The sequence below is a fragment of the Promicromonospora sp. NPDC023805 genome, assembly GCF_040639635.1.
In the GTDB taxonomy this organism is placed as follows: Bacteria; Actinomycetota; Actinomycetes; order Actinomycetales; family Cellulomonadaceae; genus Promicromonospora.
This window is the reverse complement of sequence record NZ_JBFAAH010000010.1, coordinates 91,827-110,607: the sequence shown is the minus strand read 5'-3', so window position 1 is coordinate 110,607 and position 18,781 is coordinate 91,827. Positions and strand designations below refer to the sequence as shown.

Sequence of the window (18,781 nt, the reverse complement as noted above, 5' to 3'; positions counted from 1 at the left end):
TCTGCCTGACGGCGGAGCGGCTCGCTTTCCAGAGTTGCCTCACCGTGGCGGTACGGGGGCCTGAGAGATTCCCGGGGAGGAAATTGCTCCTTCGGCGCCGGTTCTCCGGAGGCACCTCTGCCCGACGGCGGAGGCGCACGCCCGGCCGGACTCTCCCGTCACGGTTCTGGCGGCACGGTCCTGGTGATCGAGCTCGTCGAGGCCCGGGACCGTTGAAGATCTTCAGTTATGCGGACATCCTAGCGGCGCGGATCGCGCCCCGGTATCGGCGTACGAGGCCGGGGCGCCCCGCGCAGCCGGCCCGCGGGACCTATCCCAGGTCGATCTCGCGTGCCGCCGCGACCATCTCGTCCACGACCGCCCCTACCGCGGGTCCCGGCTCGTGCCGGTTCTGGCGGTGCCGCACCACCATGCGCCGCGAGCCGAGACCAGGGAGCGCCACCACGGCGACGCTGTCGGGTATCTCCTGCTGCAGGGCCAGCGCGGGCAGCATGGCAACGCCCTGGCCCGCGGCGACGAGCGAGATCGCCGTGTCGAAGTCGTTGTAGGCGTGCCGGGTCTCGAAGGCCGTGCCGAGCTGGGCGGCGAGACGACCGAGCGCGCGGTCCGCGGCCGATCCCGCCTGCGGGCCCACCCACATGAGCCCGGCGAGATCGTCTATGCGTTCCGGCGCGGGCAGGCTGGTCGGCACGACTATGCGCCACGGTTCGTCGAGCAGCGGGACGTCATGGGCGCCACGCGGGGCAGGGGCGTCGACGTCGACGTCGCGCTCCAGGACTATCGCGTCCAGGTCGCCGGCACGCAGGCGACGGGTCGCGTCCGGAGGGTCGTACTCCTGCACGTCCACCTCGATGTGCGGGTGGCGTTCGGCGAGCGAGACGAGCATCGGCGCGACGACCGTGCGGATGGCGGTCTGGATGGACCCCACGGACACCCGGCCCGTGAGCTCTCCGCCCAGGGCGGCGATGGCCTGGCGCGCCTGGACCATCTCCGCCTCGATGCTCTCCGCGGCATCGGCGAGCACACGGCCGGCCGGTGTGAGAGTTACGCCACGAGGCCCCCGGTCCAGCACGTCGATACCCTCTTCGGCCTCCAGCCGGGAGATCTGCTGCGAGACGGCGGAGGGCGTGACATGCAAGAGATCAGCGGCCGCGAGCACTCCGCCTGCACGGTGCACGGCGAGGAGAAAAGCGAGTCTTCGCGGGTCCGTCGGCATGTAGCGATGCTACATCCCGGAGTCACGAACGTTCGATTGTGCTGAAGGCAAATCTGGCTCATGCTTGGTCATGGCGGCGGTCGTGCCCAGCTCTCCCGGGCCCCACGCCACACCCCCCGAAGGATTCCCGCGCACGGACTCCTCACCTCATCGAATCGTTTCGATTCTTTCTCGGACCTCAAGCACCAGATCTCAAGCACCAGGAGTATTGCCATGACCCTCATGATGGTTGCCACCGCTCTCGGCTGGGTTGGCGCAGTTGCCGGCCTCGTGGCCTACGCCATGGTCAGCCGCGGGCGTTGGGACGCCGACTCTCTCGCGTTCCAGGGCACCAACATGCTGGCCGGCGTGACCATGCTGACGGTCGCGGCGTCGAACGGCGTCTGGCCGTCCGCCGCCGCGAACATCGCCGCCATCCTGATCGGCGTGCACGCGGTGACGACCGTGCTCCGCGCGAAGAGGCGGAAGGCGCAGGGCACGCCGACCCTCGCGATCGTCGAGGACATCGCGCAGGACGACCGGGAGTCCGCGGCGCAGCCCGCCGTCAGCCACCGGGCGTACGCCGAAGCCGCCTGACGGTCCACTCCTCCTGGGATCCTCCGCGAGGTCCGGCGCTGCGTGCGCCGGGCCTCGCGGAGGTAGTTCACGGCCGAGCCCCGAGTTGCGGGTGACCCGACCTGTGATGCGCTGTCGTGATGAACCCGCGCATCCGACAGGTGGTGCTCGACACCACGGACGCCCGTGCCCTCGCAGAGTTCTACCGGCAGCTCTTCGGGCTCTCGTACGCCCCCGGCGACGAGCCGCCGCCGGCCGGCGAGCCGGACCCGAAGGGCCGCGACTGGCTGAACTTGCAGAACGACGGCGGCGTGCCCCTCGCGTTCCAGCAGGTCGATGAGCTACCCAGGTCGACCTGGCCGGAGCCCGGTGTACCGCAGCAGCTGCACCTGGACACCAGCGTGCCCGACGTCGCCACGCTCGCCGAGGCACGCGACCGCGCTCTCGAGCTCGGCGCGACCCTGCGCTACGACCGGTCGGACGACCCCGAAGAGCCGCTCTATGCGCTCGCCGACCCGGACGGCCACACGTTCTGCATCTTCGTGGGATAACCGGACGGACCGCTACCCGGCCGACCGTGTGAACGACAGGTCCACCAGGAGCGCCCGGTGATCCGAGACCCCGGTGTCCACCGCCCGGCCGACGGCCTCGGGCGGGCCGGCGTCCGCACCGCCGTCCCACAAGACGTGGTCGATCTGGAACCGCGGATCGTGCCGGGGGAAGGTGTCGTCGGTCGCGAGCGGGCGCCAGCCCGTGCGGTCGGCCGGCACCGACCCTCGAAGGTTGAAGTCCCCCAGCAGCACCAGCGGCCGGGGTAGCCCAGCGAGCCGACGCCGGAGGTGGTCGACCTGCCGTTCCGCATGCCGTTCCCCGGGCGTGCCACGGCGGTATCCGGCCGTACGCCGTGCGATCCCACCCGCCCAGGTCACCGTCGGGAACCGGTAGACGCTGAGGTGGGTGCACACGACGGTGAGCGGCCCCGACGGGGCGTCGACCTCGGCCACGAGCGCCACCCGGGGCTCGTCGGTGCCGAGCTGGACCCGGCCCCACACCCACGGGGTGGCGGGCGGCAGGAGCACCGTGTGCCAGCTCCGCACGGGATACCGGGAGAGCAGCGCGATGCCGTAGCCGGGAACGTCGGGCCGTTCCGCGCGGCGGGCACGACGCCGGACGCCGGGGTAGCGGAACGGTCCCGCCAACGCCGCCCGGAACCGGTGGTCGGCCGCACCCATCGCCTCCGCGCAGAGCCGCGCCTGGTCCGCGCCCCCGGACCGAGCCTGCCGCAGGTCGACCTCCTGCAGGCCCACGACATCGGCGTCGAGCGCCGCGACCGCGTCGGCCAGTCGGTGGTTGTCGACGCGGCCGTCGGGGCCGAGGCCGTGCTGGACGTTGAACGTGGCTATACGCACGTCCCGATCTTGGGCCCAACCGGCTCGCTGCCGCTACCGCACCGCGGTCATGACACCCCGGCCGACGTGCGTCAGAGGTCTTCCGGCAGGACCGGCTTCTGCAGGAACCCGTCGATCGCCTCGCGGGTCGGGAACACCGTGACGCCGGGCCCCGAGAACAGCTCCACCAGCGAGTAGGCGATGTCCCGCACCGCGACGTTCGCCAGGTTCGAGGCCTGCCGCAGCAGGTCGAACGCGGCCTCCTCGTCGATGCCGTAGATCACCATGAGCACGCCCTTGGCCTGCTCGATGACCGCCCGACGCTCGGCAGAGGCCTGGATGGAGGCCGTCGCGTCACGTGCCGCCGCCTCGCGGTGCGACTCGGTGACGTCGATGAAGTAGCCGAACAGCTCGGTCACCCGGCCTGTCGCGGGGTCGCGCCGCCCCTGGCCCGTGACGGCCAGCGTGCGGGTCTTGCCCTGGGCGTCGCGGATGCGGTGCACCGAGCTGAACGGCTGCCCGGTCTCCGCGGCCCGGCGCAGCAGGCCGTCGACCCGAGCCCGGTCGTCAGGGAGCTTGTGGGAGAGCATGAGCGGCGTCGTCGGCACGATCTGGCCCGGCTCGAAGCCGTGCATCACGTACACCTCGTCGGACCACGCCCACTGGCCGGTCGCCAGCTCCAGCCGGTATCGGCCGACAGGCGGGCGAGCGCCCCCTGCGAGCACTTGCTCCAGTGTTTCATCGAGCGGTGGCTCGCTGGGAGTCGTTGGGGAGGACACGACGCTCCTTCCAGAACGGATACGCAGGACCGGTGCTCCGAGCGTACGGGATATGCGACCCCCCAGCGCACGGACCAGCGCGTTCTGGTCGCCCGGGACGGCGTCCTACGTGACGGGCCGCGCCTGCAGGACGAACGGCCGGCCGTGGTCCACCGCCCACTCGACGTCCACCGGGGCCCCGTAAAGCTCCTCGATGCGGGCACCGACCGCGGCGAGGTGAGCGGCCTGCGCGTCGGTGAGTGACGGACGACGCCGCAGCTCGGCGGGAACCGGCTCGTTCCGGGTCCCGTCGTCGGTCCGCACCGTGCGCACCTCCTTGGTGCTCACCGTGGCCCGGACGGCGTCGCCCACACGGGCCACCAGAAAGGTGTCCGGGTTGACCTGCCCGCCGACGACGGCCTCCCCCAGCCCCCACGCCGAGTTGATCACCACCCAGTCGCGCGAGCCGGTCATCGGGTCGACGGTGAACAGGATGCCCGCGGCGTCGGCGAGGACCAGCAGCTGCACCACTACCGCGAGGCTCACCTCGTCGGCGGGGATGCCGTGCCTGGCGCGGTAGCCGATGGCGCGCGCCGTCCACAGGGAGGCCCAGCAGTCTCGGACCGCGCGCAGCAGCGCCTCCTCGCCGCTGATGTTGAGGTACGAGTCCTGCTGGCCCGCGAACGACATACCCGGCAGGTCCTCGGCGGTCGCCGAGGAGCGCACGGCGACGGCCGGGTCGCTCGCGCCGAGGCGGCTCGGGTCCGGGACGCGCAGGCTCGAGTAGCCGGCCCGGACGGCGTCGGCCACCTGCGTCGGGATCTCCAGGTCCGCGAACACCTCGGCGATACGGGCTGCTGCGGCTTCGTGAGTCTCGGGCCGGTCCGGGGCCACCTGCGCCGCGGCCTCGACGATCGCCCGCTGCGGGGCGCCTGTCACCGCGGCACGGTAGGCGCGGGTGGTGACGTGGAAGCCTTCGGGAACCGGCAGGCCGGCCGCAGCCAGGCGCGCCAAGGACGAGCCCTTGCCGCCGGTCGTCGCGAGGTCGGTGGCTGCGGGATCCGCCAGGTCGAGCACGAACGGCTGCGGGACATCAGTGCGCACGAGGTTCTCCTTCGTCCGGGGGCACCCAAGGCTGACACCGCGGGCCCCGAGTAGCTGACAGCAAAAGGTCCGCCTCTACCAAGCCCCTTCGCATGCTCTCTCGCAAGAATGCATGCCGGATGGCTTGGTAGAGGCGGACCTTTCCGCCAACGAGCTGGCTAGTTGACCGTGATGGCCACCGTCGCCTGCGACGAAGCCTGCAGGGTGGTGCCCGCGTACTTCGCGATCCACGTGCCAGAGGTGCTCGTCAGGGCCGTCGTCGAGTACGTCCCGTTCGCGCCGGTGGTGACGGTCTTCTGGAGGGTCGCCCCCGCTGATCCAGCCGGGTCGAAGTACAGACCCACCGACGTGTTGGGCGCCGGCTTGTCCGCAGCGCCGCCGCCGCTCACGAGCTGCACCTTGCGCACCTCACCGCTGAGCGTGATGGTCTTCGGTCCGGTGAACGACGTGTCCGAGGCCGCGATGGTGGTGGTGCTGGCCCGCTTCACCACGATGGTCGTGACTGTGTCGTCCTGGACCAGGACGTCGTGCGTGCAGTTGCTGATGCCGCTGGCTGCGTCGTTCGCGTCCCAGTCCGGTGCGGAACAGGCCTTCATCGCGTCCCGGATGCCGATGTCGTAGATGCCGGCAGGCATGGTCGGGTTGAAGACAAGGTTCACGGCGCTCGTGCCGACACCGGCGTGCGTCATCTCGCGCTCCACGCGGTACCCGTCGGGGAAGCTGCCCTCGCCACGACGGCTGTCGGCGCTGACGAAGCCCGACTTGCCGCCGACGGTGAAGCCCAGGCTGCCGACGTCTACCCGCCGCTGCACGGGGGCCAGGCCGACGACGACGTCGTGCGTCATCAGGTGGTCACCCGCGGTGTGGCCGTTCTGGGTAGCGCTGACCTGACCCTGGCGCAGCGTCGTGGTGCGCTCCCGCTCCGAGTAGGTGATCGTCCACACCGTCTTCGCGCCCGCGTCGGTCATCGGCATCTCGGCCCGCCACTTGCCGGACCCGACCGGCTTCTGGCGCGTCGTGAAGAAGCCCCGCGAGTCGGTGGTGAGGGTGGCGCGCAGGGTTTCCGGTGCGTCGCCGGTCGGGTCGAAGTACACCTTCACTTCCTGACCGGTCGCCGGGTGGTAGTCGCCGGTTGCCAGGCTTCGCATGTTCGCGGCGCCCGATACCGAGATCGTGGAGCCGGCGGGCGCGCTCGACGGGGACGTCCAGATCGCTGGGATGTTCCGCTGCGCCCGGAACGGCACCAGGGCCGGGTTCTCGGTGCGGATCGGCACGTTGACCACGCCGTTGGACGTGGTGACCGCGATCTCCGCGGCCACGCTGACCTGATAGATGCCCGACTTCGCGTCCGCGGACAGCGGCACCCTCGAGGTCCAGGTATTCGCCGCGCTGGTGGCGGCGAACTGCGCGCCCACGAGGCTCCGGCCGTCCGGGTCGACCATCGTCATGCGCCCCGACCGCATCGCCGCGGACGTCCCGTTGTGCGTGATGCTGAGGGTCCCGAGGATCGAGCCCTGCACCTCCGAACCCGGCGGCAAGGAGATCTTGGCGGTGACGACGACGTCAGCCACCCGCATGGTCATGGACTGGGTCTGCCCTGCGGAAGGTCCGGGCGAAGCCGCACCGTCAGGTGTCACGGCCCCGCTCGATGCCGCTACGCCGGTCATCATCAGTGCCGCGCCGAGCGCCATGCTCAGCGGCACACGCATCTTGGTTTTCATCAGTCCACGCCCCTCATCCCGGGGACGCGGACGCGTCCCGCCCCAGCCGCATGTTCTCCCGGGTGAAACTTGTGGGCCACGGGAGACAGTGATGTGAGCGGGTGAAATTTTTTCATCCGCTCCCACGTACCCGACAGTTGCGACAATGGGGTCGTGGAAGCCGACGGACGCAAGGAATCACCGAACGAACGCGCTGATCGGAACTGGAACGAGCTGCTCCAGGAACTGCGCGTGATGCAGACCGGCGTGCAGATCCTGACGGGGTTTCTGCTCACGCTGCCGTTCCAGCCGGCGTTCGCCGATCTCGACGACTACCAGCGCACGGTCTACCTGGCGCTGGTCGTGACCTCGGTGATCGCCACGGCGCTCATCGTGGCCCCGGTGAGCGTGCACCGGTCGCTGTTCCGCCGGCAGATGAAGCGCCACATCGTCACCCTGGCCGACCGGCTCACCCGGGTAGCGCTCGCCGTGCTCGCCCTCGTGATGACCGGCGCGAGCCTGCTGGTGTTCGACGTCGTCGTCGGGCGGACCGAGGGCATCGTCGTCGGCGCGAGCGTGCTCGTGGTGCTGGCGATCGTGTGGGTGGTCCTGCCGGAGGTACTGCGCCGGCGCCAGTGACGCCGCGGCGGTGCCTGGGACTGGTCAGAGCGTCTTGTGCCAGGCCACTATCCGGTCGACGGCTCGCGACACCGTGTCCAGGGAGGACGCGAACGACAGCCGGACCCAGTCGTGCCCCCGCACGCCGTCGAAGTCGGTGCCGGGCGTGATCGCCACGTCGGCCTCGGCGAGGAGCCGCGCGCAGTAGGTGACCGAGTCGAGCCCGAACTCGGCGACGTTGCCGTACAGGTAGAACGCGCCGTCGGCCGGTGCGACGGGTCGCCAGCCGAGCTCGCCCAGCCGCTCCAGGAGCAGGGTGCGCGACGCCGCGTACCGGGCCACGTTCTCCGCCGCAGCCGCGTACCCCTCGGGCGTGAACGCGGCGATACCGGCCTGCTGCGCGAGCGCGGGCGGCGAGAGCGCGACATTGCCGGCGAGCGCGTCGACCGGCCCGACCAGCTCGTCGGGCAGCACCAGCCAGCCGAGCCGCCAGCCGGTCATCGCCCAGTACTTCGAGAACGAGTTCACGACTATCGCGCCCTGGCCGACGAACGTCGCCGCCGTCGCCTGCGCCACCTCGTCCGAGTACGCGATGCCGTGGTAGATCTCGTCGCTGATCAGCCGCACGTCGTGGTCGGCGCACCACTCGGCGATCGCAGCGAGCTCGGCCGGAGTGATCATCGTGCCCGTCGGGTTCGCGGGCGAGGCGACCATGACGCCGTCGAGGCCCCCGCCGTAGTAGGCCTCGTTGAGCTGCGACACCGTGGGCTGGTAGCGGGTCTCGGGGCCGCAGTCGAGCTCCACGACCTCGCATCCCAGGGCCGAGAGGATGTTCTTGTAGGCCGGGTATCCGGGCCGGGCGAGGGCCACCCGGTCGCCGACGTCGAACGACGCGAGGAAAGCGAGCACGAACCCGCCGCTCGAGCCCGTGGTGACGGCGATCCGCGCGGGGTCGAGGTCGACGTCGTACCAGCGCTTGTAGTGGCCGGCGATCTCCGCGCGCAGAGCCGGGACGCCCATCGCCTCGGTGTAACCGAGGGTGCCGTCCTTCAGGATGGCGATGGCCCGGTCCCGCACGACGTCGGACGCGCCGGTGGACGGCTCCCCCGCGCAGAGGTTGAGCACGTCCGCCCCGGTGGCGCGCCGCGCGTTCGCGGCGGCGAGCACCTCCATGACGGCGAACGGGGGCACGTGAGACCGGCGAGAGACCTTCATGCGGCCATCATCGCCCACCAAGCCGCTCGGCGGGTGGAGCGAGGCTTCCCTTCCCGCCCGCTTGTGAAAGTTGTAACATGCTGCCATGGCGCCAGGTTCGCGCGATGACGCAGACAACGACCCTCTCCGTCGGGCCGCGCAGTACCGCGTGGACCGGGAGGCCGGGAGTGCCGAGGAACCGGCAGGCTCCCCCGGCAGCACCGACCCGGACGAGCGCGACGAAGCCAAGAAGTCGCCCGGCAGCATGACCGTCGAGGAGCGCTCCCGCTACGTCGACACGGTGGTCGACCAGGCGATGCGCCGCGGCGAGTTCGACAACCTGCCTCTGCAGGGCAAGCCGATCCCCGGCCTGACCGGGACGCACGACCCCGACTGGTGGATCAAGGGCCTGATCGAGCGCGAGAACATCACGGGCGTCCTGCCGTCCGCCCAGCTGCGCAAGGACGACGCCGAGCTGGACGCCAAGCTGGACCTCGAGGCGATGGAAGCCCGGGTCCGGGAGATCGTGACGGACTTCAACGCGCGCGTCATCGACGCCCGGCGTCAGCTCCAGGGCGGGCCGCCCGTCGTCACGCCCACCAGGGACGTGGAGGAGGAGGTCGCGCGGTGGCAGGCCCGGCGCATGGCGCGGCGGACGGCGGCGTCCGGTCCGTCACCGGCTCCGCGACGCGATCCGACGACGTCGGAGGGCCGCCCGTGGTGGAGGTTCTGGTGACCGACCCGCTACCGGTCAGAAGCCGTACGCGCCCACGATGACCACGGCGGTCACGAGCCAGTAGGGCACGGAACCGGCCACGAAGCCCAGCCCTCCCGCCACGGCCATGCGCCCCCAGCGGGCGCCGAACCTGCCGAACAGCGCTCCGGCTGCCATGGCGAGACAGCCGACGATCGTCACCCCCTCGGCGGCTCCCTGCGAGATGAGCATCCCGAGGATCAGCGCAGCGATCGCGACGGCGGTCTCGCTGCGAGCGAGATATGGCCCGCCCCGGCGAGCCCGGGGGTGGGTCTCCTGGTGCGTTGTCATGGCGCATCGCCCCTCGTGCCCGACGGCGGTATATGGGCACCTGCTCTCCAGGGTCTCACCATGGTTCCCGGCTCGCCAGATGCCGCCGGAACCGAGCGAACAGGCGGCCTCGGCGTCAGTCCCGCCTGGTCACGTAGCCGCGGAACCAGCGCCGCGTCTCGCGCCAGACCTGCTCACGTACGGGCTCCGCCGAGAGGGTCACGTCGTGCAGACCGCCGGCGATGCGGACGAGGGTGGTGAGGGAGCCGACGTCGGGCACCCGGCGGGCGATCCCGACCACGTCCAGGACCGAGTCCGTGCTCTTCATGTCCTCGCTCCACCGCGTCGGGATGGTGCTGCGCGTGCTGAGCAGCACCAGGACCGGCACCTCGATGCCGAGCCCGCGCGCCACCTGGTCCTGGCCGCGGAAGATCGCCGCGAGCCAGGCAGGGGTGGCGCGCCAGCCGGCATCGGGGCGCCAGGCGACGTCGTAGTCCCAGTCCCCGTCGAACCGTGCGGAGATGGCACGGGCGTACAGGCCGCGGTCCAGGTTGACGAGCTGGCTGCGCGGTACGAGCGCGGACTGCACCCGGATGCCGGGCTCCATGATCTTGCGCACCGCCTCGCGGGGCTGGAACTCCAGCCAGGGCGAGTTCAGCACGAGCCCGGCCACACGCTCCTGGTTGTGCGCCGTCCACAGGCTGACCGTGAGGCCACCGGTGGAGTGGCCCATGAGCACCAGCTTGCGCTCGGGCTCCGCGGCCCTGCCGTGCCCCATGGCCGTGAGCGCGGCCTCGATGTCCTCGTCGTAGGTGGTCAGGCTGCGCACGTAGCCGGGGGTCTGGCCCTCGCGCAGGCTCCGCCCGTAGCGCCGCAGGTCAAGGGCATGGAACCGGACACCGAGCGACTCCCAGAAGTCCGCGAGATGGGTCTGGAAGAAGTAGTCGAGCCAGCCGTGCACGTACAGCACGTCCACCCCGGCGTCGGGCACTACGGCCTGTTGCTCGTCGTCGGCCGCTGAGGGCGCATCGGGGTGTGCGCGTCCCGCGCCGCCCAGGTGCAGCCTCCGCCCCAGCTCGGACAGCTCGTCCCAGAGGCGCGCCACCTGTGGGTTGTCGGCGCCTACCCGGCGGATGCCCCGGCGGTGCTCGTCCCCGTGTCGGTCCCCCGGCGACTCGGGCGCCGCCGGCCGGATGCGACGCACCAGCGTCGCCACGACCTCGGACTCCTCCTCGTCGGGCTGCAGGGGCAGCGTCAGGCGTTCGAAGCCCGGCAGCACGTCCGGCTCCCACGCCTGCTCGGGCGTCGTTCCGTCTTCCACACCCAGGGAGAGGCTCGTCATCTGACCGACGGTAATCGCAGGTGCCCCCACTCCGTCGGATAGTCGTCGAGCCACGCCTCCAGCGACCGTGCCTCCCGCCCCGCCAGGTGCCTGACGTCCGGGCTCACCGTCGCGAGGACGCCCGCCTCGATCGCCTGGCACTGCGAGATCCAGTCCTCCACCTCTCCGGCTGTCGACCGGTAGAACAGGGCACGCGCCTGGTCCACGGTCTGCGGCGCGTACCTGATCGCCCGGCGCGCGGCGCCCGACAGCACCGCGGCCACCTCGTCGAGGCGCAGCGCCTCCGGCCCTGTCACGTGGTAGATCCGGCCCGCGTGGCGGTTCCGGTCCTCGTCGAGGAGGACCGCGGTGGCGACGTCGGCCACGTCGTCGTGCGACACGGAGGCGACCCGGCCGTCTCCCGCCGGCGCCCGGAGCACCGAGTCCCGCGCCGATCCGTACGACTCGTCGTAGACCGCGAGGGTAAGAGTGCGGTGGAACATGGCGATCCGCAGCATCGTCCACCTGAGGTCCGTGCCGCGCAGGTACTCCTCGGTGAGCCAGTCGTCACGGGCCGCCGACGAGATGGCGTCCGGGCCCGCGCCCACTGAAGACACGTAGACCACGTGCCGCACCCCGGCGAGCACCGCCGCGTCGATCGCCGCGCGGTGCTTGCCGACCCGCCACGGACGCTCCTTGCCAGGCACCAGGAAGACCGCGTAGGCACCGGCGAAGGCGCTGGTCAGCGCCCTGGAGTCGACGTCGGGCGGCACGGCGACGACCTCGGCCTCCGGCAACGGGGCGCCGTCGGGCAGGTGGGGCGCCGTACCCTCGCCGCTGACCAGCAGCCGCTGCCGACCGCCCGCCGCTGCCACGCGGAAGGCGAGCCTGGAACCCAGGCGGCCGTCGGCCCCGGTGAGGACCACCAGCCGGTCGGACGACGCGGAGGTCATCCCCTCACCGTAATCGGCAGACGGTCACCGGGCCGGGCGTGGTGGAGTGAAACGTCCGCCGGTCACGCACCGGAGGACACACCGAGCTCCCCCCGGACGAAGTCGACGACGCCGTCCGCGGCCGCCTCGATCTGGGCGAGGCAGACCTCGAAGTCGTGCGGACCGCCGTACCAGGGGTCGGCGATGTCGAGCTCGTTCTCCGGGAGCCCGTGGCCTGCCGGGTCGAACGAGCGGTACATCCGGATCACGGGGTCGCCCTGCTCGGCAAGGTCCCGCAGGCCGCGCGCGTGCCGGGTGGTCATGGCGAGCACCAGGTCCCGCGAGCCGACGTCGGCGGCGGTCACCTGGCGCGCGTGGTGTCCGCCACCAGTGAGGTAGCCGTGCTCGGCCAGGACCGCGCGGGCCCGCGGGTCCACCAGGTTGCCGTGCTCCTCGTCGCTCACGCCGGAGGAGTCGACGACCACGAAGTCTCCGAGGCCCGCGGCCTCGAAACGATCACGGAGCACGATCTCGGCCATCGGGGACCGGCAGATGTTTCCCGTGCAGACAGTCATCACGCGGTAGGCAGTCACGCGATCATTCTCCCCGGCCGGAGGCGCGGGAAAGCCCGCGGGGCGACTGTCGTCAGCCGTGCTGGACGAGGGCACGGCACCCGCGGGCTCCGGTGGTCGCGAGAAACTCGCCACCTTGTCCCGTGCGCCTAACAGATCAGGAAGCCCCGTGCTGAGCCCCCGACCTGCGTCGGCGCGAAACGCTTGCGCGTCACGCGACTAGCGCGCGACCACCTCATGGGTCCGATGTGAAATCACTGCGTCGGATCACCTCCTTTTCTCATGTGCCCACGAACTTACGCCTCTGGGCGGCGGCCGCCCAGGTTTTTTCCTCGCGGCGAAATCCGGCGCGAGATCGATAGCCTCGAGCATCTGCCGGAGCGACGACTTTTGGGGCGCCGATCCGTCTGCCCTGCATGACGACCATCACCGTCGACTCCTTCACGACGTCGGCAGACGGCACCCGCATCGCGTACGACCTGACCGGACCGACCCCCGGTCTGGCGCCCGCGATAGTGGTGGTCGACGGTGTGCTCGCCCACCGCCTGCCCGCCACGCTCGCCGTGGCGTCCGCACTGGGCGACCGGGCGACGACGCTGCGCTACGACCGCCGCGGGCGCGGCGGGAGCGGGGACACGCCCCCGTACAGCGTGGACCGGGAGATCGACGACATCGCCGCCCTGCTGGAAATCACAGGTCCGGCGGCACTGCTCGGTATCTCCACCGGCGCGTTCCTCGCGCTGCGCGCGGCGGCCGACCTGGGGGCCGGCGTCACGGGCGTGCTCTGCTACGAGCCGACGTACGACATCGCGAGCGGCGAGCCGCCCACCGATCCCCGGGTGATCGCCGGGGTCGAGATCTGCGTCGAGGTGGGCGACCCCGGCAGCGCCGTCGAGCTGTTCCTCGACGTGGTCGGGATGCCGTGCGGACTCCTGCCGCGCATGCGGGAGTCACCCTCATGGGCCGGCCTCGAGGCGATGGCTCCGACCATCGCCTACGACGGCCGGATACTCGCGGGCATCACCCTGGGCCACCGGGCCCTCATGGGCCGGTGGCACCAGATCATCCAGCCGGTCCTGGTGGCAGACGGCGCCGCGAGCGCCGCGTCCGTCAAACGCGCGGCGGAGTCGCTGGCGGAGGCGCTGCCGGCGGCACGTCGGGTGACCCTGCCCGGGCACGGGACGGACGTGCCACCGGAGGCGATGGCCGAGGCGATGTCGAGTCTGCTCAGAACGGCCGGCGCGCCGTGACCAGGATGCGCGGGGCCTCGTCGACGAGCTCGTTACCCGTCGCGAAGTGCATGTGCAGCGCACGCAGCCCTGCCTCGTGCCGCGCGACGGCGGACCGGCTGAGGCTCGCGAGATCCGGGACCTGCCATGCCGCGCTCCGCAGGTACCAGAGCACGGAGGACAGGTCGGTGAACGTGCGCGTGCCCGCGTACTCGGTGGCCTCGACGATCTCAAGACCCGAGGCGACCATCCCGTCGGAGATCACGTCGACGGTGACGGCGTCCGGGTCCCAGCCGAGCGGCACGCCGAGTGCCCGGTTGAGGACTATGCCGTCGCGCGTGTCCACCTGCTCGGTGAGGAACGTACCGCCGGGCTCCAGCACGCGGCCCACCTCGTCGGGGTCGATGGTGCTGAACCGGCTGAGCACCACGCTGTACTGACCGTCGAAGAAGGGCAGCAGCATGTCGCCGTTCCAGGACGCCTCCGCCCGGCGGACGTCGACGCCGAGCGGTTCCAGTCGGCGGCGCGCGGTGAGGAAGGCGGGGCCGGTCTCCGTGGCGGCCGAACCCCTCGGGAGCGGGCCGAGACCTGCGAAGAAGTCGCCACTTCCGGTGCCGATGTCGAGCACGGCACCTCGCGACCTGAGCACGACCTCGCGAGCGAGGGCCGGGTAGTCCCACTTCGGTGCGTCGATCGTGAGACGGTCGCCGACGGGGGTGTCGGCAAGCCCGTCGGTAAACAGCGCCGCGGGGGTCGAAGGAGTCGCAGGGGCGTTGCGCGCCCATTCGATGTGGTCCTCGAACGGCGCATCCGGCGCCGGAGCTGGGGCGATCGAGACGTCAAGCATGGTGGAGATTGTGACGCAAAGTGGGACCAAGGGGCTAACACGGGCGTAAACCCGACCGGAGGAGTCGATCTGATGGTGGAGCCGTTGCCTGAAAACCAGGTTTCACCTGGGGATACATCTACTGCTCTGCGCGTGGCCGGGCTCATGTGCGGCACGTCCCACGACGCGGTGGACGCCGCCGCGTGCGAGCTCCGGCTCGCCGGCGACACGCTGACGCTCACGCCGCTCGGACACCTCTCGGTGCCCTACCCGCCGGCCCTCCGAGCCGACCTCGTGGCGGCGCTTCCCCCGGCCCGCACCACGCTGGAGACGGTGTGCCCCCGCTGGTCGAGCCACTCGAGGCTCACACCTTCGACACCGGACCGGCCTGCGCCCTGCTGGACGCCGCGACGCGCCACGTCACGAACGGCCGGCTCACCTTCGACGCCGACGGCGCGCTCGCTGCCCGCGGGCAGGTGATCCCCGATCTCCTCGCACGCCTGCTCGACGAGCCGTACTACGCGCGCCCGGCACCGAAGTCGACGGGCAAGGAGCTGTTCCACCTCGACTACCTGCTGGCTCGACTCGGCCCCACACCGCCGACGCCGGAGGACCTGCTCGCCACCCTCGTCGCACTCACCGCTCGCACCGTGGCGGACGCCGTCCGGCACACCGCCACCGAGGTCGTCGCCTCGGGCGGCGGCACCCGCAACCCGGTTCTGCTGGCCGCGCTCCGGGCGGAGCTGCCCGGTGTCACCGTCCGCACGTCCGACGAGCTGGGCGTCCCGAGCCAGGCCAAGGAGGCGCTGGCGTTCGCGGTGCTGGGCTGGCACACCTGGCACGGGCTGCCCGGTGTGCTGCCCGGCGCCACGGGTGCGCGGCGGCCGAGCGTGCTGGGTTCGGTGACCCCGGGCGCGGACGGCCGCTACCCGCCGGGCCGGGCAGCCGCCGTCGGGCAGCCCAGGCAGCTGGAGATCTCCCACTCGGCCTGATTCCGCAGGCAACACCGGACAGGACGGCTCATCGCAGGGTGATAAACGGCTGAGCGCCCGATTTCTGGCGGAAACGCGAGTTTGACACCGATAAAGTCACGCGACTTGTCGTTCCGCGCATGGAGCATGCGCCACTTCTGCTGGAGCACTCGATGCCGACCTCAGTATCCCGACAGTTCCTTTCCTTCCTGCCCTCGGCCCGGCGGGCCTGCGTGACGCTGATGGCCTCCGGGCTCGCACTAGGTGTCACCATGACGACCGCCGGTGCCGCGCCCGCCTTGGGCGCGACGACGTCAGCAAGCCCTCCGGCTGCAGTGGCCGGGGCGGCCACCGAGTCCCTTGACCCCACCTTCGTCCAGGAGGGGATGCCGACACTGCACGGCGGTCAGGTGGCCGCATGGGGCTACCCGGGCGGCAGCGCGCCGCGGGCGCTCCCAGACGGGGTGTATGCCACAGCAATCGCCGCCGATACCTTTGACCTGGTGGTGCTCCGAAGCGACGGGCACGTCGATTCGCACGATTACATTTCTTCTGACGGATTGACGCATCACCTGCACGCCCCGCCAAACATGAAGTACACGGCAGTGTCGGCGGACGGCAAGGTGCTCCGCTCGGACGGCGTCGTCGTGTCCCTGACTGGTCGGCTCTTGATGACGCCTCCCGAGGGCTTGGCGTACACGGCGATCTCCCATGACCTCGCACTGCGGTCGGACGGTGTGCTCAGGTCCTCGGTGGGCGTGAACTGTCCTGACGCGCTTGATCCGGACACTGGGCTGCGTTACACGGCGGTCTCCTCCCCAGGCAGCTACCACCGCTGGGTTGCGCTCCGGAGCGACGGCGCGCTCGTGTATTGCTCAGCCGGTGTCGACGGGTCCAGTGCGTCGGTGATCGAGCCGCCGGCAGGCACTCGGTTCGTCGGTGCTCAGATGGGCTCGGGCGAAGCTGTCGCCGCCACTGCGGACGGCCGGGTGATCTCGGTGGAAGCCGGGCAGCTCGCGGTCGCGCCGACGGGACGGTCGATCGTCTCGCTTGCCACGATGGGCTACGGCCAGGGTGCCGCTGCCCTCGACGACGGAACGATCCTCAGCTGGGGTCTCAGCAGCAGAAACACGACACCGCCTGCGCTCCCTTCCGGCCGGGATGTCTTCTCGGTCGTCGCCAGCGGCGACTACGACGCCGCCCCGCACTGGGCGATCATGGTCGGCGACCCTGTCCCGGTGGAGGTGTCCGTGAAGCCGTCCTTGCCCGCGGACCGTCCGTTGCGCGTCACGGACACCGTCCGACTCGACGTGAGCGCCGCTCTGACGGACGAGACACCCGTCATCGGTCGAGCAGAGACCACGATGCGGGCACCCGACGGGCAGATACGCAAGCTCGAACCGAGGAGCACCTGGCCCGACTCCGCGGCGGTCCATCTGATGACCAACGACCACGAGCAGGCCGGAACTCACATCGCAGCCGTGACCTTTGCCGGGTCGCCGTATGTCACGACCACCATCAAGACCCCCTTCGATTTCACCGCGCCGAGCCCCGTCGCGCTCACCACCTCAGGTCCGATGACCTGGCACCGGGGCGCCGATGACACGCTCTGCTTCACGCTTGCCACGGAGGACGGCTCGCCCTACTGGTGGAGGGGGGACGGCCAGGCCACCATCAGTGTGGAAGGCGATTCGAGCCAGATCCACAAGCTGTACGGCTACTCGGGTGATACGCGAGATACATGGTGCATATCGGAGCTGTCTCCACTGCTACGGCCAGGGACCTACGCGGTCAGGTTCGACTACGAGGGCTGGGGCGAGGCCGACTCAGCAGTGTTGAGCAGTCAGATCGTCGTCCTCCCTGCGACCAGGACGCGTATCGAGAGCGACCTGCCGTCGTCGTGGCACTACGGGGAGATGCCTGTCTTCATCGAGGTCGATGTGCTGTCCGACTCCCGCGTCCCAGCCGGAGAGGTCGGGCTGTATCTGAATGAGCATTCGCTGTCCGCGTTTGGGTACCGCGATGATCTCGACGGGAACGGTCACGGCCGGATCGCGACCTACGACGAGGGCGAACTGGTACCTGGGACCTATCCCACGGTCCTGAGATTCCGCGCCGATGGCGGTTTCCTCGACTCCCGCCTCGACCGAACGGTCACTGTCAAGCCAGCCGTCTTCACCACGACGGAGGCGGCGATCACCGGAACCGCGAAGGTCGGCTCGACCCTGACCGCCGTGCCCGGTACGTGGTCGCCGGCGCCTACCAGCTACCGATACGTGTGGAAGGTCGACGACGTGGCCGTCCCGGATGCGACGTCGAGCACATTCACTGTTCCCGCATCGGCGGCGGGCAAGACGGTCACCGTCACGGTCACGGGACTCAAGCAGTACTACGAGTCGTCAGCGACCAGTGCTCCTACCGCCGCTGTCGCGCCCGGCACCTTCGTGGCCCCGCTGCCGGCGGTCACCGGCACGGCGAAGGTCGGCATGACGCTGACGGTAAACCGCGGGACGTGGTCGCCGGTGCCGTCGGCGGTGCAATACGTGTGGAAGGCGGACGGCGTCACGATCGCGACACAGGCAACCTCTGCGTTCGTGGTGCCGGCGTCGGCGAGCGGAAAGCGGCTGACGGTCACGGTCGTCGGTTCCGGGACGGGCTACACGACCAAGTCGGTGACGAGCGGTCAGACGGCGACGATCGCTCCGGGGACGTTCACGGCCCCGCGCCCGACGATCAGCGGGACGACACGGGTCGGTTCGACGCTGACGGTCAGCCGTGGCACATGGTCACCCGCGCCGTCGTCGGTCAACTACGTATGGAAGGCGGACGGCGCGTACCTCGAGACGCGGAGGGACAACCGTTTCGTCATCCCGTCGGGAGCACGGGGCAAGCACCTGACGGTCACGGTCGTCGGTTCCCGGACCGGCTACACGACGAAGTCGGCGGCGAGCTACCGAACGGCCGCGATCCGCTGATCGGCGGGACGCCACCGCCACGAATCTCCCGTCCGGATCGCCCCGGGCGGGAGATTCGGTGGTTCATGACGAACCGGCCCGGGGAGAAGTGCCCATGTCAGACGCCCGGAACGGCCCTGGTCCGGACATGACGAAGGCCCCGACTCGATGAGCCGGGGCCTTTCGTAACAACGTGCGCGAGGGGGGAGTTGAACCCCCACGCCCTTTCGGGCACACGGACCTGAACCGTGCGCGTCTGCCTATTCCGCCACTCGCGCGCTGCTGGATGAGAGGCTAGCACGGCACGGACGTCGGCTCCGAATCCAATAACCGTGAAGTGGTTCACGTCCTGCCGCAGGTCCGGTAGCGTGCGGATCCGCCCACGCCTCTCTTCACCGCGCCACCTGAGGGAAGATCGG

At 70.7% G+C, this 18,781-nt stretch carries 18 protein-coding genes, 1 tRNA gene, 1 pseudogene and 1 riboswitch; of the genes and pseudogenes, 8 read left to right on the top strand and 12 right to left on the bottom strand.

What is annotated here, in order from left to right:
* Positions 1–38: 38 nt before the first annotated feature.
* Positions 39–168, bottom strand: a riboswitch (glycine riboswitch).
* Positions 169–310: 142 nt separating this feature from the next.
* On the bottom strand, positions 311–1,216 hold the full coding sequence (locus AB0F70_RS12345; RefSeq protein WP_116673055.1) for a LysR family transcriptional regulator: 906 nt from the start codon (positions 1,214–1,216) through the stop codon (positions 311–313).
* A gap of 213 nt (positions 1,217–1,429) precedes the next feature.
* Here AB0F70_RS12345 and AB0F70_RS12340 point away from each other — a divergent pair, with 213 nt between their 5' ends.
* Together AB0F70_RS12340 and AB0F70_RS12335 are read left to right on the top strand one after the other, a co-directional pair.
* Positions 1,430–1,792, top strand: a complete 363-nt coding sequence (locus tag AB0F70_RS12340; protein WP_357448231.1) for a hypothetical protein — start codon at positions 1,430–1,432, stop codon at positions 1,790–1,792.
* A 119-nt stretch (positions 1,793–1,911) separates the two neighbouring features.
* On the top strand, positions 1,912–2,322 hold the full coding sequence (locus AB0F70_RS12335; RefSeq protein WP_357448229.1) for a VOC family protein: 411 nt from the start codon (positions 1,912–1,914) through the stop codon (positions 2,320–2,322).
* 12 nt (positions 2,323–2,334) lie between these two features.
* Here AB0F70_RS12335 and AB0F70_RS12330 read toward each other — a convergent pair whose 3' ends face one another.
* From AB0F70_RS12330 to AB0F70_RS12315, 4 genes are all read right to left on the bottom strand, one after another.
* Positions 2,335–3,180 carry an endonuclease/exonuclease/phosphatase family protein gene (locus AB0F70_RS12330; RefSeq protein ID WP_357448227.1) on the bottom strand — a complete coding sequence of 282 codons (846 nt, stop codon included), beginning with the start codon at positions 3,178–3,180 and terminating at the stop codon, positions 2,335–2,337.
* A gap of 71 nt (positions 3,181–3,251) precedes the next feature.
* Entirely contained in the window at positions 3,252–3,884 is a 633-nt protein-coding gene (locus AB0F70_RS12325; protein ID WP_357448225.1) for a PAS and ANTAR domain-containing protein, read from the bottom strand.
* A 159-nt stretch (positions 3,885–4,043) separates the two neighbouring features.
* Positions 4,044–5,021, bottom strand: coding sequence for a PEP/pyruvate-binding domain-containing protein (locus AB0F70_RS12320; RefSeq protein WP_357448223.1), 978 nt, complete (start codon positions 5,019–5,021; stop codon positions 4,044–4,046).
* A 158-nt stretch (positions 5,022–5,179) separates the two neighbouring features.
* Positions 5,180–6,742 (bottom strand): hypothetical protein, encoded by a 1,563-nt coding sequence (locus tag AB0F70_RS12315; protein ID WP_357448221.1) that lies wholly within the window; start codon positions 6,740–6,742, stop codon positions 5,180–5,182.
* Between the two features lie 153 nt (positions 6,743–6,895).
* On the opposite strand from AB0F70_RS12315, the gene AB0F70_RS12310 reads away from it, so the two are divergent.
* Positions 6,896–7,360, top strand: a complete 465-nt coding sequence (locus tag AB0F70_RS12310; RefSeq protein WP_357448218.1) for a DUF6328 family protein — start codon at positions 6,896–6,898, stop codon at positions 7,358–7,360.
* 24 nt (positions 7,361–7,384) lie between these two features.
* Here the strand turns inward: AB0F70_RS12310 and AB0F70_RS12305 are convergent, their stop codons facing one another.
* Positions 7,385–8,554 carry an aminotransferase class I/II-fold pyridoxal phosphate-dependent enzyme gene (locus AB0F70_RS12305; protein ID WP_357448216.1) on the bottom strand — a complete coding sequence of 390 codons (1,170 nt, stop codon included), beginning with the start codon at positions 8,552–8,554 and terminating at the stop codon, positions 7,385–7,387.
* A gap of 85 nt (positions 8,555–8,639) precedes the next feature.
* On the opposite strand from AB0F70_RS12305, the gene AB0F70_RS12300 reads away from it, so the two are divergent.
* Positions 8,640–9,269 carry a DUF1992 domain-containing protein gene (locus tag AB0F70_RS12300; protein WP_357448214.1) on the top strand — a complete coding sequence of 210 codons (630 nt, stop codon included), beginning with the start codon at positions 8,640–8,642 and terminating at the stop codon, positions 9,267–9,269.
* A gap of 15 nt (positions 9,270–9,284) precedes the next feature.
* Here AB0F70_RS12300 and AB0F70_RS12295 read toward each other — a convergent pair whose 3' ends face one another.
* The 4 genes from AB0F70_RS12295 to AB0F70_RS12280 all read right to left on the bottom strand — a co-directional run bounded on the left by AB0F70_RS12295 (position 9,285) and on the right by AB0F70_RS12280 (position 12,385).
* Positions 9,285–9,578, bottom strand: coding sequence for a hypothetical protein (locus AB0F70_RS12295; RefSeq protein WP_357448212.1), 294 nt, complete (start codon positions 9,576–9,578; stop codon positions 9,285–9,287).
* 115 nt (positions 9,579–9,693) lie between these two features.
* Entirely contained in the window at positions 9,694–10,899 is a 1,206-nt protein-coding gene (locus AB0F70_RS12290) for an alpha/beta hydrolase (protein ID WP_357448210.1), read from the bottom strand.
* The gene (locus tag AB0F70_RS12285) at positions 10,896–11,831 is read right to left on the bottom strand and encodes an NAD(P)H-binding protein (RefSeq protein ID WP_357448208.1); all 936 of its coding nucleotides are present in this window, start codon (positions 11,829–11,831) and stop codon (positions 10,896–10,898) included. Before AB0F70_RS12285 ends, AB0F70_RS12290 begins: the two co-directional genes overlap by 4 nt.
* 62 nt (positions 11,832–11,893) lie before the next feature.
* Positions 11,894–12,385 carry a low molecular weight protein-tyrosine-phosphatase gene (locus AB0F70_RS12280; protein ID WP_357448363.1) on the bottom strand — a complete coding sequence of 164 codons (492 nt, stop codon included), beginning with the start codon at positions 12,383–12,385 and terminating at the stop codon, positions 11,894–11,896.
* Between the two features lie 413 nt (positions 12,386–12,798).
* On the opposite strand from AB0F70_RS12280, the gene AB0F70_RS12275 reads away from it, so the two are divergent.
* Positions 12,799–13,632, top strand: coding sequence for an alpha/beta hydrolase (locus AB0F70_RS12275; RefSeq protein ID WP_357448206.1), 834 nt, complete (start codon positions 12,799–12,801; stop codon positions 13,630–13,632).
* Here AB0F70_RS12275 and AB0F70_RS12270 read toward each other — a convergent pair.
* On the bottom strand, positions 13,610–14,458 hold the full coding sequence (locus AB0F70_RS12270) for a class I SAM-dependent methyltransferase (RefSeq protein ID WP_357448204.1): 849 nt from the start codon (positions 14,456–14,458) through the stop codon (positions 13,610–13,612). The genes AB0F70_RS12275 and AB0F70_RS12270 overlap by 23 nt on opposite strands.
* Before the next feature lie 72 nt (positions 14,459–14,530).
* Here AB0F70_RS12270 and AB0F70_RS12265 point away from each other — a divergent pair.
* From AB0F70_RS12265 to AB0F70_RS12255, 3 genes and pseudogenes are all read left to right on the top strand, one after another.
* Positions 14,531–14,713, top strand: a pseudogene (locus tag AB0F70_RS12265) (hypothetical protein); the annotation flags it as partial.
* Positions 14,714–14,772: 59 nt separating this feature from the next.
* Complete coding sequence (locus tag AB0F70_RS12260) at positions 14,773–15,429, top strand: anhydro-N-acetylmuramic acid kinase (RefSeq protein ID WP_357448202.1); 657 nt, start codon at positions 14,773–14,775, stop codon at positions 15,427–15,429.
* Between the two features lie 569 nt (positions 15,430–15,998).
* The gene (locus tag AB0F70_RS12255; protein ID WP_357448200.1) at positions 15,999–18,383 is read left to right on the top strand and encodes a hypothetical protein; all 2,385 of its coding nucleotides are present in this window, start codon (positions 15,999–16,001) and stop codon (positions 18,381–18,383) included.
* A gap of 173 nt (positions 18,384–18,556) precedes the next feature.
* On the opposite strand, the gene AB0F70_RS12250 is transcribed toward AB0F70_RS12255, so the two are convergent.
* Positions 18,557–18,640: transfer RNA gene (locus AB0F70_RS12250), tRNA-Leu, on the bottom strand.
* Between the last annotated feature and the right edge of the window lie 141 nt (positions 18,641–18,781).